This is a genomic window from Okeania sp. SIO2B3, from assembly GCF_010672525.1.
Lineage (GTDB): Bacteria > Cyanobacteriota > Cyanobacteriia > Cyanobacteriales > Microcoleaceae > Okeania.
Genome location: NZ_JAAHGH010000005.1, coordinates 94,747 through 110,822, shown reverse-complemented (window position 1 = coordinate 110,822; position 16,076 = coordinate 94,747). Strand labels below are relative to the sequence as shown.

Sequence of the window (16,076 nt, the reverse complement as noted above, 5' to 3'; positions counted from 1 at the left end):
TGGCCAACGAGTCGCACCTTCATGGAAAGGGCATAATCCTACATAATCTTTACCTCGCTTTTTTAATACAATATGCTCTGAGATAACATCATAAATGTCAGCTCTTTCTTTCACTTCTGTAATGGTATCTTGATGAAAACGAAAATTATTCATAGAACTTATTGCAGCAGTTTTTATTTTAATAGGCTAGAAAATTATTTGAGGTTAGAAAATAGGGCATAGGATAATGCTTTTACCACTGTAGTCTATCTATTTTAAAACTGCTATAAATTGTGGCGAAATACTATTTTTTGCGTTGAATAAAAAGTCATGTGTAGGTGCGAGCAAAACCCAATGATTAGATACTATCGTAATTTATTTAGGAATGCAAGAGGAAAAACCTTGCCGATTTTTTTGAGCTTCACAGAATGATAATTTTTGTTTGTGAATATAGCGTTGGCGGAGCAAGTGCGGTAGCTACATCGCTTCTACATGAGTAATATTGATTTGTTGATGGTTTTGGTGTCTGAGTATCTCTTCTACATATATTCAGTGGCGAAATACTATTTTTTGCGTTGAATAAAAAATCATGTGTAGGTACGAGCAAAACCCAATGGTTAGATACTATCGTAATTTATTTAGGAATGCAAGAGGAAAAACCTTGCCGATTTTTTTGAGCTTCACAGAATGATAATTTTTGTTTGTGAATATAGCGTTGGCGGAGCAAGTGCGGTAGCTACATCGCTTCTACATGAGTAATATTGATTTGTTGATGGGGTGAAAAATTTTCCTGTAATCACTTGTTTTGGGAGTGCTGTGCAGGATGATACTTTTCTCTGTTTTGGTGTCTGAGTATCTCTTCTATGTACATAAATATAGTCTGATGTAGTCAAACAATGTCAAATCTCTTCGTGAATTTGTACAAAAGAGCTACTAAATATTTGACAAAATTTAACAACTCTCGACCTGACATTTAATGTTACAATTAAATAGGCTATGAATTCCAGACTAAATAATAATAAAAAATCCTAAATTATCGAATCCTAATATAATTTTAACTCCTGGATTTATGAGATTAGTTGAGAGACATATTATTCAAGAAAATCATCGGTTTTATGCTGAAATTGACCGACTGTGTTTTTTGTCGAAAAATCTCTATAATTTACACTGAAGGTGAGAAAAATAACGTCACCTTTTCAGGAAAAAGAGTAATAAAGAGGTTTGTATTGCACCGCCAGCAAAAGATTAATTAATGAGTTACGTGAACGGTTCTCTAAACATTATGAGAAAAGTAGTCCCAAATGTCTTTGATCATGGGATAGAGAAGCCAGTGCGCCCTTGCGGGTCCCCCGACAGTCACGCAACTGGCGTGGTGTTGTAGTGCCTCCTCCGGAGGAGCTGCGCTAACACGAGCGTCAGGGTAACACCTGCGCAATAAGGATATGTCTTATGTGACTATATTTTTATGAACTATTCAGAATAAAAACGATAAATATTAAATTAAAAAAAATTGGTTTCAAGCTAGATATTTTCTTAATCTAGCAATTTACGAGGAAATGGGTAAACAGTGTTCCAACGCATAAGGCAGGATTTAAAAAACGACCTAATTGCCGGTCTACTGGTAGTTATACCACTAGCTACAACAATTTGGTTGACCATAACTATTGCTCGGTGGGTAATAGATTTTTTGACCAAGATTCCTAAGCAAATCAATCCCTTCGATGGTTTACACCCAGCTTTAGTGGGTCTACTAAATTTCTTAGTAGGACTAGCAGTACCATTGCTAAGTATTCTAGTGATCGGGTTAATGGCTAGAAATATTGCTGGCAGATGGTTATTAGATGTAGGTGAGCGAATACTACAAGCTATTCCATTTGCAGGGTCAGTCTATGGTACTCTCAAGCAAATCTTAGAAACTCTACTCAAGGATTCTAACGAGAAATTTCGCCGTGTGGTACTTGTAGAATATCCACGTCAGGGAGTTTGGACTATAGCTTTTGTCACTGGTACGATTAGCGATCAAATTAAATCTCATTTAGGAGACTCCATGCTAAGTCTTTTTATTCCAACTACTCCTAACCCTACATCTGGTTGGTATGCCATAGTGCCAGAGAAAGATGTGATTAACGTTTCAATGTCAGTGGAAGATGCGTTTAAAGTTCTCATATCAGGTGGAATAGTAACTGCAAATCAATCAGTACGTCCAGAAAAAAAATCAAATGATCGACTCAAACCTCTACTTTTAGAAAGAGAGGACTATCAAAAATTTTCCACTGAAGAGGATTGAACGACTTTTGACATTCCCCCCACCTTAGGGCTCAGTAGTAATCCCTGCGCCTTTTAAGCCGGGGAGGATGTCAAAGACAGAGACTTTTTGACAACTTCTCCATAGTTCGAGCAATTCTGGCTTGTATGGTGAGGAGGTACTGCTACTGTTACTTTTCCATACTTTGTACCAAAATACTCTAACCAACTACGGAAAATTGACCATGCAACATCACTAATTTTCCTGTTGGTTTAGTTTCAACTTTTAAATCTATTTGAATAGCAAATTGGACATAATATCCGTCAGCGTGTTTTACTATCCTGACCCTTTTTATTTGGTTTAGCTGATAGTAATTCAAATTATAAGTACCTTTTAATTTTAAAGTACCTATGTTATTTGTATCTGAGAAAGTTATAGCTTTCCTAGCTTCTGTTTGCGTAGCATTCCGTAGGAAAAGTTTCCACCCAGAGGTTTTATACTCTACAGACCGACTATGTTTTTTAAACTTAGGAAAACCTTCTTTACCTTTGACTTTTTTCTTACAGTTATCGTAAAATCTAGATATTGCAGACCAAACTCTCTCCGCAGCTAATTGTCGAGCCATTGAATTAAGTTTAGAAGCAAAACTAAAACTAAGTGCCAATATTTTGCAATATTTATTCACATCATATTTACTTACTTTTTTATTATCCATCCAATATCGTAAACACTTGTTTTGAATGAACTGAGAAGTTCTGATAGCTTCATCTATTGCTTTGTATTGTGCTGCTTTAACTTGAAATTCGTAAATTATCATTTTGGCTCGACCTAGCATATTTATTTATGCTAATGAACATAGGATAATAATATGAAATGTGTAGTAAAAGTAATTGTAAAAATGTCGTACATTGAATAGGACATTTTTAGTTTGGGGAGTCCATGTATCCCCGCTCTAAAGCACCGGGTTTTATAGCAGACTAAACCCCACTTTCGATAATAAAAGGCTATCAAAAATTATGAACAAAGCTCCTCGCTCCACAGCTCGCGAACTAGCTCTACTTGGACTAAGTCAATTACCAACAAATTCAGGGAGTTTAGAAAAAAAGCAACTTCAAGAAGTCATACTCGCAGCAGTTAGGACTCTCAGAGCTGAAGTCCAAGATATTTTAGAAACTGCAGCAGCAGAATTACAGAGAGGGAGCGATCGCCTCCTTAATAGTCAAATTAGTGCTAGTGATGTCCAAAGTGCAAGTTCGATGGTCCACGAAGCAGTGGAGTTAGGCCAAACGGCAATTAATCGTATTGGCACTGCTGTGGAGTTACCAGAACTAATTCAACTTACTAATCAATTAGAAGTGCGCAAATATGCTTTAGAAATTCTGATAAAGGTGAATGATAATAAAGAAGAAATTGATAATTTATTGAGAGAATCAATAGTAGATTGGCAAATAGAACGTTTGCCTAGAATAGATATAGATATTCTCAGAATTGCAGTGGCAGAAATGATGTTTATTGGCATTCAAGAACAAGTGGCAATTAATGAGGCTGTAAAGTTAGCCAAGCGTTACAGTAGTGAAGATGGGTATAGGTTTATTAATGGGGTATTGCGAAGAGTGCTAAATAAAATTAATTTAGTTTGAAGGGTTATATAGTCAAAGTCAAAAGTAAAATTAAGGTCTTTGCTTTTACAGAAATTATTTCAACAATTAATTAATGATTAATCATTAACAATTACCTCTCCTGGAAAAGAAGAGGATTGACAAAGAGATGAAAATTTTTTCTTCTCTTGGTCGATTGGATATGGCGAGGTCTCCTCGCCATGGGAATGCTGACCAAGAGAGGGAATGCACACTCCTGTGAGGCAACAGGGAATAGGGAATAGGGAATATATAGGAAAAAAGTATTTTTGCAAATATGAGATGCACCTGAAATACCCTAGCTTTTTGTAGCAAATACTTATCAATTTTAAAATGTAGTCGGAACAATTTTACCTACATTTTTCTGCGGTTATCTGCTGAAAATGCTCTCATTTCCAGCTTAAGGGAAAAGTATTGCACTTTTATATATTAGTACTTTAAGATTTAATCAGCAAGCTTTAATCATCTAGTTTTACAAAGTATTTATGCTTAATTTTTCAATTTTTATTGGCTTTTGTATAAGCTAAATTATGATGATTTACAGACTATAAATACTTAGTTATATTCTGATTAATTAGTCATAGTAAAAATGTTTTCTATGATAAATTTATATCTATTACCAGAACCAGTGTCTCCTATTCCCTAAAATTGTTATTCTGGGTATTTTAAAAGTAAGCATTCAGCTATTAGCATTCACCCATCAGATGCATGAACTTATGCAAGCAATAACTGAGGTGAGGTTATAGCCAATTTCATTAATGAATTAAAATTGCTCCTTGGTAGATAATTCCCCTCTAGCATGATAATGAGTTAATAACAAATAGCTGAAGTCCGTAGTTCTTCCGCAGGAGGCTAGCTGATGGCTGACTGCTGAATGCTTACGCTTCCACAAAGCAGGTTATTGAGTTTGAATATTCACAAATATCTGACAGTGGTTTTCCAATGGATAAACTATAGTTTGCAAAATTACCCCAAAATAAATATTTTTTGGTTTACTCAAACAATAAAATGCTGCAATTATGTGATGGTTGAACACAATTCAGTATAAGATAGATCATTTAAAATAGTAATATCTAAAATAAGTATGGTTTTTAATTGGTTCCGTCGTCAATATAATGACAGCTCAGACAAAACTTCAAAAGAGACATCTAAACCTGAAGTTGAAAAAGAACAGAAAGAACAGGTAGAAGATCAAGTTGAATCACAAGCAAAATCAACAGAAGAGTCAGGACAGACGACAGAAGATTATTTGAGTTGGGCTAAAGCAGCCTACAAAAATCTTCAAGAAAAGAAAAAAAATGATTCACAAGAATCTCAAATCCCTACAGATACCACTGATGTAGAGGAAAAGCTAGAAACTCAGATACCCTCAACAGAGACAAAAAACGAGCCAATCATATCAAATACTCTTCCAATAATAGAGCATATTGCAGCAGAAAAAACAGAACCCACAGAAACAGATACCCTGGTTAAACCAGTCCCAATAGTAGAGGAAACCCCCTCTAGCCAAACAAAACCGACCGAAGAAGAAACTCAACTAAAGCCAGATTCAACTGTTGAAGAAACTCAAACATTAGAACAACTACCTTTCTGGGCTAAGGCTCAAGCAGAAAGACAAGCAAGGGTAGAACGTCTCAAAGAAACCGCTATAGAAGAACCAGAACCAGAAACTCTTGAGAAAACAACCATAGAAACTGAACTAGAAGAAATAGACCCCCTAATACTTGATGAAGCATTTCTCTGGTCAGCAGAAATTTTAGCAGCTCAAGGACGTCGCCCAGATCAAGTTTCTGTGGAAGAAATTTCTTGGCTCACGAAATTACGAAAAGGTTTAGACAGAACCCGACGCAACTTACTTAATCAATTACGGGCAATTGTTGGCCAAGGACCGCTAAATCAAGATGCAGTCATGGAAATAGAGTCAATGTTACTACAAGCTGATGTGGGAGTAGAAGCAACAGACTTAGTTATAGAAACCCTACAAAATAAATTGCGTGAAGAAATTTTACCACCAGAAGAAGCGATCGCCTATCTGAAAAGCATTTTAAGAGATATTCTAGATCAGCCATTCCAAGATTCTGAAACAATTAGTCCTGCCTACAACTTAACTTTTGTCCCAGAAAAGGATACCTTAAATATTTGGCTGGTTAATGGTGTAAATGGGGCAGGTAAAACCACAACTATCGGTAAAATTGCTCATTTAGCTAGCAAGTCAAACTACAGATGTTTAATTGCAGCAGCAGATACATTTCGAGCAGCAGCAGTAGAACAGTTGAAAATTTGGGGACAACGAAGTGAAGTAGAAGTAATTGCTAATGCAGGAAAGAATACCGATCCAGCAGCTGTAGTGTTTGATGCTATAGTAGCTGCTCAAGTCAGAAATACAGAATTACTACTGGTGGACACTGCCGGAAGACTACAAAACAAGAAAAATTTGATGGACGAACTTAGTAAAATTCACCGCATAGTAGAGAAAAAAGCACCAGATGCAGTGGTGGAATCTCTACTGGTGTTAGATGCTACACTTGGTCAAAATGGTTTACGGCAAGCAGAAGTATTTGCAAAAGCTGCTAAACTTAGCGGAGTAGTCTTGACAAAACTTGATGGAACTGCTAAGGGTGGTGTTGCACTAGCTGTTGTCAAGCAACTAGGTCTACCGATTCGTTTTATTGGTGTGGGAGAAAGTCTAGAAGACCTCCGTCCATTTTCTAGTTATGAGTTTGTTGAAGCTCTTTTAAGTGGTTAGAGATTCATCACTTTTACTTTTGATGAGTAAGGGTATGGCACTAGCAGTAGTGAAAAAACGGATGTATTTTTCGGTAGAAGTGTAGAAGTAATTAAGGTGGGAGTATCAGACTATATAATTTTGATTTTCCTATATAAGTTAATGTATTGAGGATATTTTTTAAATTAAGAATCATCCTTGGAATTGACTCTAAACTACAGGAAAAAAAATAAACAAGCTAAATATTGATCTTGTTTTCAGTATCTAGTAATAATTAGTATGAAAAATAACTACAAATTTAGCTGTAAAAAAAATCAATTTAACAGCAATATTATTCATGCTTTAAAGTTAAGTAGAAGCAATATAGATAAATTTGTGGTTTGGTAAATGAACCTTAATTATTGTTTGCTCTTCATCTAAAAAATAATATTTAGGTATAAATTAAGCCTAGAAAAAAATAAAATATTGAATATTAATTAAAATTATAGTAGTGATACTTAATATCATTATATATTTATAGGTCACAAAATTATACTTGCTTTTGTAATATTATTTGCTAATTATTGGATTTTTTTAGTTCCAATAATTAGCAATAAAAATTTAGCATAAATCTTACAAAAAAATCAAGCAAAAATCAATAATTTAAAATGTAATCTATGAAAAAAATACTCTTAAAGATACATAATTAGATTAAAAAGCATACATAAATTAATAATTTGTCTTGAGCTGATAACTTGATAACTATGGTGTAAAAAAATCAAATACTGAAACTACAAAATTGAGTTTGCTGAGGAATTTATCCTGAAAATGTGGTGGATAAGTTCATAGACTAAATTTCGTAAATTGAGGGAATAAATTTTTGGCTAAAAAAAATCAAACTCAAAAAAAGCATAGCACCGAAGCAAATAGCTCCCATCAAAACTCTTAGCAAAACAAGACAGAGACAAGATAACAGCAATCTAGAGAAACCCAGACTTGCCAAAAATTGAGTTAAAAATGTATCACTAACCCTCAAGCATCAACAGACTTTAAATAAATCAAATCTATATATCAAACAAATGACTATAGTGCCAGTACATCGAAACTACCCTGAACCAACAGACCAAACTACCAGTGAGACATCTTCAACAATAAAATCAGTATATGCTCTCAAAGAAATGGTGGCCCGTTTACACAAAGAACAACAAAATGTTAATGATTTATTAAGTTCTCTTGGCTTTGCCTTGCGTAGCTTCAATAATCTAAATCAGTTTCTAGAATTGATTCCTCTAATTGGTTGTCGAGTAACCGATGCTGATGGAGGGGCACTGGTATTATTTAAACCAAATGGTCAAGTGAGGTTCCAACAACTACACTGCCAAGAAGGTCGCCAGTGTCAAGATATTCGCCAAGCATTAGAAGTAGCAACTCGTCAATTTATTACAGAAACAACCTTACCCGCAGAACTACAAGAAATCTCAATTCAAACCGCTAGTTTGGACTATCAAGTTAGCAACTACCTAGGCAATGATGTTCAATTATTTGGGGCATCAATTTTGGTGAATAACTCAGAACGAGGTCGTCTATATGTATTTAGTCACGACCCAGAATATGTATGGACACCAGCTAGACAAAAATTAATTCGTCTAGTAACAGATCAGACTGCAGTAGCGATCACTAATGATGAATTAGCTACTTCCTTACGAGAAAAGGAACGTTTGGACAGAGAACTAGAAATAGGAGCAGAAATTCAACTGCAACTATTACCTCCAGAATGTCCAGAAATTCCTGGTATTACTCTTGCAGCTTGTTGTCAAACAGCAAACCGAGTCGGAGGAGACTATTATGATTTTATCCCCTCCAACTACGACCAGTTGAATTCCAAAAACAAAAAACAGCAACCCTGTCGCTGGAGTATTGTAATTGGAGATGTAATGGGCAAAGGTGTACCTGCTGGTTTAATTATGACCATGACTAGAGGAATGTTGAGAGCTGAAGTATTAAACCGCCACTCACCAGCACGAGTCCTACAGCATTTGAACCAAGTAATGTATGCTGACCTGGAAAGTTCCCATAGATTTGTGACTTTGTTTTATTCAGAGTACGATCCAGAAACCCAGATGTTGTCCTATAGCAATGCTGCCCATCATCCTCCCATGTTGTGGCAAGCTGCTAGTAATTCTATCGTGCAGTTAGATACTGTGGGAATGTTAGTTGGTTTAGAAGTAGACCCTGAATACCATGAAGCACAAGTGAAACTTAATCCAGGAGATACTATTATTTATTACACAGATGGGTTTACAGATGCAGCTAATCAAAATGGCGATCGTTACGATGATATTAAATTGAGTGAAGCTTTCAAGTTTGCGTGTCAAAATCATCAAGAACCACAAGAAATATTAAATTACCTATTTGCTCAAGTAAAACAATTTGTTGGAGAAGGAAACCAAAATCCAGATGATATGACTCTAGTGGTGATGAGAGTAAAATCTTCTACAGGAGATTAACGAAGTCAGAAGTCAGAAATCAGAAGTTAACCCCTCCCAGGAGGGGAAGTAGGGGATAAGTGAGCAACCCTCCAAAAACATTTCGCCATTTCCCGGTGGAGTTGCGCGACCCAATTAATTTGGTAAAGATATGATTATTAATATAATTTCCACAACTACATCAGGTTTTACCCCGATGATTTATGAGACTAATATTATAGATTTGTTAGGACCAAAAATATTGTATAGCTGGCAACTTTTGGCTCAACAAGTTGATGTAAACTTATGGTCTGATGTGCAAAAAGCTTGGAGCAATTTTATAGAATGTGGTCAAGTATGGGCACTATTGGTTGGTTTATTTATTGGTTGGATGGTTAAGAGCATTTTGCCTTAATTACTAACTGTTATAGCAGAAGGAAGAAGAAAGAAAAAGCTTGTGATGTCTGAGTTTTGAGCTTTTGATATGTCCTAATCTTTCCTTAGACTGCTATAAAACCTCACATCTGAATAGAGTTAAATAGAAAAAAATCTGCAAAATGACGCAAGATAAACAAACTTGGAGCAAAAGATTTGAAAAGGCGTTGCATCCTACTATAGCTAAATTTAATGCCAGTATTAGTTTTGACATTGAATTGATTGAGTACGATATTACTGGTTCGGTAGCTCATACAAAAATGTTGGCTAAAACAGGTATTATTTCCGCAGAAGAAGGTGAAAAGTTAGTTAAGGGTTTAGAACAAATTCGTCAAGAGTATCGAGAGGGAAAATTTTGCCCGGATGTAGATGCGGAAGATGTTCACTTTGCTGTGGAAAAAAGACTTACAGAAATTACTGGAGATATTGGTAAAAAGTTACATACAGCTAGGTCGAGAAATGACCAAGTAGGAACTGATACGAGGCTTTATTTACGAGAAGAAATTCAGCAAGTTAGGGTTTTATTAAGAAATTTTCAATCATCTTTATTGGGGTTAGCTGAATCTAATATAGAAACTTTAATTCCTGGTTATACTCATCTACAAAGGGCGCAACCTTTGAGTTTAGCTCATCATCTTTTGGCTTATTTTCACAAAGCTGAAAGGGACTGGGAAAGACTAGGAGATGTTTATCGCCGAGTGAATGTTTCTCCTCTTGGTTGTGGTGCTTTGGCAGGTACAACTTTTCCTATAGATAGACACTATACTGCTGAATTATTAAAGTTTGAAAAGCCTTATGCTAATAGTTTGGATGGAGTAAGTGACCGAGATTTTGCTATTGAATTTCTCTGTGCAGCTAGTATAATTATGGTGCATTTAAGTCGTTTGGCAGAGGAAATAATTTTATGGTCATCTGAAGAGTTTAGGTTTGTGACTTTAACTGATAGTTGTGCTACTGGTTCTAGTATTATGCCTCAAAAGAAAAATCCTGATGTGCCAGAGTTAGTTAGGGGAAAAACAGGCCGAGTTTTTGGTCATTTACAAGGTATGTTAGTGGTGATGAAGGGACTGCCACTAGCGTATAATAAAGATTTACAAGAAGATAAAGAAGGTTTATTTGACACGATAAAAACAGTTAAAAGTTGTCTAGAAGCAATGACAATTTTACTTACTGAAGGTTTAGAGTTTAATAGCGATCGTTTAACAGAAGCAGTTTCAGAAGATTTTTCTAATGCCACAGATGTGGCAGATTATTTGGCAGCTCGTGGTGTACCGTTTCGAGAAGCTTATAATTTAGTAGGTAAAGTTGTGAAAACTTGTATTTCTACTGATAAATTGTTGAAAGATTTAACACTAGGAGAATGGCAAAAATTACATCCAAAATTTTCAGCAGATATTTATCAAGCGATCGCTCCTGAACAAGTAGTATCTGCACGGAATAGTTATGGTGGTACAGGTTTTGAACAAGTAAAAAAAGAGATTGCTACAGCCAAAAATAAATTTGTAATTTAATTTTATTTAATTTTAATTGTCAGATTCTAGATTTGAGTTGCTAAGTCTCAAATCTAGATTTGACATTTTACATATCAAAATTTATCGCTTGGAACCTTAAACAGTCAAATGTACTATTGATCTACAGCAGCAGTTTCTTCTGAATTTTGCTCGTTACTACCATTTTCATTATTGTTAGATGAAAACTTAGACGAATATCGCTTAGAAAAAAAACCTGTACCTTTTTTCTTACGAAACTTACGTGCGTAAGCCAGATTACGTTGTGCTTTCTCTTTTTTTGGATTACGGCGTTTAGCCATTATTACCTCACTAATTGACATCCTCCCGGCTTTGTCGTTCAAGGACAAAGTGGGATTCCTAAACCTCGCAATTTAGGTTTCTGCTTCTATGCACCTGCCTCCAAGGCTAAACCTTTTTTTGGTCTTACGGTCGCTCCACAGACTGAAACTGCTAGCCCAGCAGCCTCACTAATTATAACACACCGTTGGGAAAACCAATTAATCTTAAGGTTTTCCCGTGCCTCCTTTTATCTTCCCTTTTCAAATAGGGGCTATAGGGGATGAAGAGCGCGGGTCTTCAACCAACATTGAGATAAAGAACAAAGGTGCTTATTTTTAGACAGTTTTTTTATTATAGCAAAGACTTGAATATTTGCCTATTAAAAATAAATCTAAAAAGTCAGCAATAAATATTTTATCTGAAATTACTAATATATCAAAGTATATAGGGATTTTATCTGAATCATGGGATATTGGCAATACAGAAGAAAGAAAAAACTGTATCTATATGAATATGAGAACCACTATCTTCTAGACTTTTAGGGAATAGTAAAATTCTCACATCTGATTCGAGACCGCTACATAATCAAAATCATCAAAGTCACGATAAATATTATATAAAACTTCAATTAGATGGTAATGAGAATTATTGAACAGATCCTATGGAAAAATATTTAATTAATTGATAATTGATAATGGATAATTGATAATTACCTCGGGTTTTAACCGTTACGGAATTGAATATAAGGAAATATTATTTCTTCTCTTGGTCGATTGGATATGGCGAGGAAACCCACTCTTGACAGAGCCGCTCCGCTTTATATGTTCGGAGCAAAACGCCATCCCATCCTAACGGACTGCTCCGCAAACGACCGCTTTTTTCCCCTTAAAAGGGTCGGCTTTAAACCAGAATTATTTAATTATTAATTATTCGGTAAGAGTTTAATATTTTTTGCCCTTTTTCCCAATCTGTTTATTACTTCTGACTTATGACTTCTTCCTTGCTGATACTATTTGTAACAAAAACTTATCAAGTTAGTATTACACATTCTTGAAAATTGCTATAGCGTTTCTCAAGTTACTGAGGTACAGTGTAAGCATTCAGCTATCAGCAGTCAGCTATCAGCAATTAATAATGAATAATTACTTGTCAGATTGAGTCCGGAGACTTTGACAGTAACTTTTTATTCAAACTCAATTTCAAAGGTTGCTTTTACCTTTCCCAACATTAATAGCTGTTAACGCAGTTCCTCCGATAGGAGGCTAGCTAATAACTGACGGCTGTTTGCGCAGCATTCCGGAGGAAATGCTTACCGAATAATTAATAATTAATAATTAAATAATTCTGATTTAAAGCCTCCCTTTTTAAGGGGAAAAAAGCAGTCGTTTGCTTCGCAACGCTGACGCGAAACGCGACAGCGGAACGGAGTTCTTTCTTCGCAGCTTTCCCGTAGGGTGGGATGGCTCCGAAACCTGCGCCATATCCAATCGACCAAGAAAAAAAAAGATTCCTTATATTCAATTCTGTAGCGGTTAAAACCCGAGGTAATTATCAATTATCCATTATCAATTAATGAAGGTACAGTTGTTTTTCTACTTCCTACTTCCTACTCCCTAAAAAAAAGGAATTTTGTACTTCATGCTTCTTGTGAATTACTATAGTAAAGAAAAATAAAATAAATCAGAAAAAAATGCCAAATAATCCCTATAATTGGATAGATAAATCCCTATCAATAATACATAAAGCTAACTGGTATCGTTCAGTCAAAACTATCGAAAGTATTCCTGGCGCAACTATCAAACTAGAAGGAAAAAAACTCATCAATTTTGCCAGTAATGATTATTTAGGATTAGCAGGAGATCCACGTTTAATTGAAGCAGCTATTCAAGCAACAAAAGAATTTGGTACGGGTAGTACAGGTTCTCGTTTATTAACAGGTCATCGAGAAATACATCAGGAATTAGAACTTGAAATAGCAAAATTAAAACAAACAGAAACAGCCTTAGTTTTTAGTTCAGGATATTTAGCAAATATAGGTGTAATCTCTTCAGTAGTCAGTAAACGTGACCTAATTTTATCAGATAAATATAATCATTCTAGTCTAAAAAATGGAGCCATTCTTAGTGGTGCAGAAATTCTTGAATATAGCCACAATAATATTGAAGATTTAACAAATAAACTAGAACAATATCGAGAACAATATCGTCGCAGTTTAATAATTACAGATAGTGTTTTTAGTATGGATGGCGATTTATGTAAACTGCCATTATTATTAGATTTAGCAGAAAAATATAACAGTATGTTATTAGTAGATGAAGCTCATGCCACAGGAGTATTTGGCATTAATGGAGGAGGTTGTGTCGAACATTTTAACTGTACAGGAAAAGAATTAATTCAAATTGGTACTCTCAGCAAAGCATTAGGAAGTTTAGGAGGCTATGTTGCTGGGTCAAAAAAATTAATTGAATTTCTCAGAAATAGAACACCCAGTTGGATATATACAACAGGTTTAACTCCCGCAGATACTGCTGCTGCTTTAACAGCTATAAAAATTATCAAAAAAGAACCAGAACGTCGTCTCAAATTATGGCAAAATCTAGAGACTTTATTGAATTTATTAGAAACAGAAAATCAACAGTTAGGTAAAAGGGAAAAAAACTTGAATGAGCGATCGCCAATTATCTGCTTTCCCCTCAAAAATGCAGCCGAAGCATTAATAATGGGAGAAAAATTAAAACAAGCAGGAATGTTTGCTCCGGCCATTCGCCCACCTACAGTTAATACCAGTCGGATTCGCATTTCATTAATGGCCACCCATGACACAAATCATATCCAGCAATTAGTAGCAGCATTAGGAGAAGTCAGAAGTCAGAAGTTAGATTTGATCGACTAAAAACCTTAATAATACCATAGTTTCGGGCAATTATTTGACATTTAAAATTGGAAACTATTTGTGACATCCCTAAAGTGAATTGGTATTATCATTTCTGGAATTAACAATAGAACTCCGTTCCGCTTTGCGATAATTATCCAATCAATACTTTTGACTCTCAGATGTGCGTCTTACATTCTGAGGAAACCTCGCCAATTAGCACTCGCTTTTGTACGGGCGAATGGCCATTCGCCCCTACCGACTTTTAACTTCCGCGTAGCGACACTAGCTATTTGTAGCAAACATCTATCAATTTAGTATTACACACACGCACCTTATTATATACTAAAAATTATCTCCATCACTCAGAAAATCCGTAATTTTTTCTACTACTATATCCGGCATTTGTTCCGGTAAATTATCTTCACCAGAATTAATTAAATGAAGTTTTGCTATCGGCAATAAATCCGCATAAAACTTACTCATAGATAAAGCAATATCCGTATCTTTATAGCCTTGTAAAATCAACGTTTTTACTTTCAGAAAAGCCAAATCTTCTGTCAATAACTCAGCTTTAATTTCTGCCCATCTACGTCGGAATAAAATTTTAGTTCCGGTTGAAGAATGCAATAATTTTTGTCTAAATTGTAGAATTTCCTTAATTTTTGTGTGAGCGCCTAGTAACCTAACAAAAGGATATATTAATTGTAAAACCCAACACAAAAAAGAATACTTTTGAGTCAAGTATCCAAACAACCTCCAACGTGCTTTAACAGCAGCAAGATTAATTCCTTCAGGAGATATAAGTATCACGCCCAATATTTGTTCAGAATATTTGAGAGCATAACTAGCAGCTATCCAACCCCCTAAAGAATGACCAACTAAATATATCTTCTCCAATTTCAAAGTAGCTATATATTCAGCCAAAGATTCTACTATTTGATTAATTGAATAATGAGTAGAAGAAAATTCTGACTCACTAAATCCTGGTAAGTCTGGTGCAAAACAATGATAATGTAGACTCAATCGCTCCATAACTGGCAACCACTGACTACTGTCATACCAAGATCCATGTAGAAAAACTACATTGTTTGAACTACCACCAATTTCACGCCAAAACAATAGTCCACCAGACAACTTGACACGAGAATTACGCCATAAACATTGCATAACTATGGAAAGATAAAATTTAACATATCTCTCACCCAAATTTATATATTCAAGTGAAAATACCTTCAAATAATCTTTTTCTATTGTGAGATTATAGAATCACTAAATTAAGCTAAAATTGTCAAACCACTAAAATAATCCTTTAATTGTCGGTCGTAGTCATAGCTGAGATTATCAGGCAAAGATGTAACTTCAAAAGCTTGAGCATCACTAATTTCCAAAATATCTTGAACATTCATCTCTCCCCGAACATCAGCCTCAACCAAAATATTAATAGAATGTACCCTGGGGTCTCGATCTGGCGCAGAATATACTCCCACTAACCTCCGAATTTTAACTAACTCTAATCCTGTTTCTTCAAATAACTCTCTTTTCACAGTATTTGTAACATCTTCACCCCATTCCACCATACCTCCTGGTAGAGCATATTTATTATTGTCACGGCGACGAACTAAAACTATCCGGCCATCTGGCAAAATGGGGACTACACTAACACCTGTCAGAGGATGGCGGAAAATTAAGCCAAGTACAGTTTGTCCAAATTGCCATAATTGACGTATGGGTTGAGGAATCAAAACTAAAATATAAAGCACTTTCAATAATTATTTTTGTAGTTTTTTTAATTTAGGTTAGGAGCAAACAAAAAGTTAATTTACAAGCTGATATTGCAGTTTTTTTTTACCTAATAAGGTATAATACTCGCCAATTTTTACTAAACACCTTAACTAGCTATCAGCATTTTCCGGACCGAAACGCTTTTTAACTGGGAATGTAGGAGC

Annotated in this window: 12 protein-coding genes and 1 pseudogene; 7 read left to right on the top strand and 6 right to left on the bottom strand. The window is 35.2% G+C overall.

What is annotated here, in order from left to right; translation table 11 throughout:
- Positions 1 to 18 precede the first annotated feature (18 nt).
- Positions 19 to 153: pseudogene (locus F6K15_RS06185) on the bottom strand (CHC2 zinc finger domain-containing protein); the annotation flags it as partial.
- A 1,393-nt stretch (positions 154 to 1,546) separates the two neighbouring features.
- Here F6K15_RS06185 and F6K15_RS06180 point away from each other — a divergent pair.
- Positions 1,547 to 2,266 carry a DUF502 domain-containing protein gene (locus tag F6K15_RS06180; RefSeq protein WP_293058424.1) on the top strand — a complete coding sequence of 240 codons (720 nt, stop codon included), beginning with the start codon at positions 1,547 to 1,549 and terminating at the stop codon, positions 2,264 to 2,266.
- Between the two features lie 53 nt (positions 2,267 to 2,319).
- Here the strand turns inward: F6K15_RS06180 and F6K15_RS38160 are convergent, their stop codons facing one another.
- Both F6K15_RS38160 and F6K15_RS06175 read right to left on the bottom strand, forming a co-directional pair.
- Positions 2,320 to 2,463, bottom strand: a complete 144-nt coding sequence (locus tag F6K15_RS38160; protein WP_363267486.1) for a zinc ribbon domain-containing protein — start codon at positions 2,461 to 2,463, stop codon at positions 2,320 to 2,322.
- The gene (locus tag F6K15_RS06175; protein WP_363267379.1) at positions 2,445 to 3,041 is read right to left on the bottom strand and encodes a transposase; all 597 of its coding nucleotides are present in this window, start codon (positions 3,039 to 3,041) and stop codon (positions 2,445 to 2,447) included. The genes F6K15_RS38160 and F6K15_RS06175 overlap by 19 nt, the downstream gene beginning before the upstream one ends.
- A 199-nt stretch (positions 3,042 to 3,240) precedes the next feature.
- Here F6K15_RS06175 and nusB point away from each other — a divergent pair, with 199 nt between their 5' ends.
- The 5 genes from nusB (at position 3,241) to argH (ending at position 10,976) form a co-directional block, all read left to right on the top strand.
- On the top strand, positions 3,241 to 3,864 hold the full coding sequence (gene nusB / locus F6K15_RS06170) for a transcription antitermination factor NusB (protein ID WP_293058422.1): 624 nt from the start codon (positions 3,241 to 3,243) through the stop codon (positions 3,862 to 3,864).
- 1,081 nt (positions 3,865 to 4,945) lie between these two features.
- Complete coding sequence (ftsY, locus tag F6K15_RS06165) at positions 4,946 to 6,607, top strand: signal recognition particle-docking protein FtsY (protein ID WP_293058420.1); 1,662 nt, start codon at positions 4,946 to 4,948, stop codon at positions 6,605 to 6,607.
- Positions 6,608 to 7,644: 1,037 nt separating this feature from the next.
- Complete coding sequence (locus F6K15_RS06160; RefSeq protein WP_293058419.1) at positions 7,645 to 9,072, top strand: PP2C family protein-serine/threonine phosphatase; 1,428 nt, start codon at positions 7,645 to 7,647, stop codon at positions 9,070 to 9,072.
- A gap of 130 nt (positions 9,073 to 9,202) precedes the next feature.
- Complete coding sequence (locus F6K15_RS06155; protein WP_293058417.1) at positions 9,203 to 9,445, top strand: hypothetical protein; 243 nt, start codon at positions 9,203 to 9,205, stop codon at positions 9,443 to 9,445.
- A 142-nt stretch (positions 9,446 to 9,587) separates the two neighbouring features.
- Positions 9,588 to 10,976, top strand: coding sequence for an argininosuccinate lyase (gene argH / locus F6K15_RS06150; RefSeq protein ID WP_293058415.1), 1,389 nt, complete (start codon positions 9,588 to 9,590; stop codon positions 10,974 to 10,976).
- 113 nt (positions 10,977 to 11,089) lie between these two features.
- Here the strand turns inward: argH and F6K15_RS06145 are convergent, their stop codons facing one another.
- The gene (locus F6K15_RS06145) at positions 11,090 to 11,275 is read right to left on the bottom strand and encodes a hypothetical protein (protein ID WP_124146119.1); all 186 of its coding nucleotides are present in this window, start codon (positions 11,273 to 11,275) and stop codon (positions 11,090 to 11,092) included.
- A gap of 1,670 nt (positions 11,276 to 12,945) precedes the next feature.
- Here F6K15_RS06145 and bioF point away from each other — a divergent pair.
- Complete coding sequence (bioF, locus tag F6K15_RS06140) at positions 12,946 to 14,148, top strand: 8-amino-7-oxononanoate synthase (protein ID WP_293058412.1); 1,203 nt, start codon at positions 12,946 to 12,948, stop codon at positions 14,146 to 14,148.
- Between the two features lie 324 nt (positions 14,149 to 14,472).
- Here the strand turns inward: bioF and F6K15_RS06135 are convergent, their stop codons facing one another.
- Both F6K15_RS06135 and F6K15_RS06130 read right to left on the bottom strand, forming a co-directional pair.
- Positions 14,473 to 15,336 carry an alpha/beta fold hydrolase gene (locus tag F6K15_RS06135; protein ID WP_293058410.1) on the bottom strand — a complete coding sequence of 288 codons (864 nt, stop codon included), beginning with the start codon at positions 15,334 to 15,336 and terminating at the stop codon, positions 14,473 to 14,475.
- Between the two features lie 68 nt (positions 15,337 to 15,404).
- Positions 15,405 to 15,857 carry an NUDIX hydrolase gene (locus tag F6K15_RS06130; RefSeq protein WP_293059393.1) on the bottom strand — a complete coding sequence of 151 codons (453 nt, stop codon included), beginning with the start codon at positions 15,855 to 15,857 and terminating at the stop codon, positions 15,405 to 15,407.
- Between the last annotated feature and the right edge of the window lie 219 nt (positions 15,858 to 16,076).

What these genes read in the sequence shown, in the direction of transcription:
- argH (WP_293058415.1), top strand. Translation starts at nt 9,588, where the DNA reads ATGACGCAAGATAAACAAACTTGGAGCAAAAGATTTGAAAAGGCGTTG.
- ftsY (WP_293058420.1), top strand. Translation starts at nt 4,946, where the DNA reads ATGGTTTTTAATTGGTTCCGTCGTCAATATAATGACAGCTCAGACAAA.
- F6K15_RS06145 (WP_124146119.1), bottom strand. Translation starts at nt 11,275, where the DNA reads ATGGCTAAACGCCGTAATCCAAAAAAAGAGAAAGCACAACGTAATCTG.
- F6K15_RS06155 (WP_293058417.1), top strand. Translation starts at nt 9,203, where the DNA reads ATGATTATTAATATAATTTCCACAACTACATCAGGTTTTACCCCGATG.
- bioF (WP_293058412.1), top strand. Translation starts at nt 12,946, where the DNA reads ATGCCAAATAATCCCTATAATTGGATAGATAAATCCCTATCAATAATA.
- nusB (WP_293058422.1), top strand. Translation starts at nt 3,241, where the DNA reads ATGAACAAAGCTCCTCGCTCCACAGCTCGCGAACTAGCTCTACTTGGA.
- F6K15_RS06160 (WP_293058419.1), top strand. Translation starts at nt 7,645, where the DNA reads ATGACTATAGTGCCAGTACATCGAAACTACCCTGAACCAACAGACCAA.
- F6K15_RS06175 (WP_363267379.1), bottom strand. Translation starts at nt 3,041, where the DNA reads ATGATAATTTACGAATTTCAAGTTAAAGCAGCACAATACAAAGCAATA.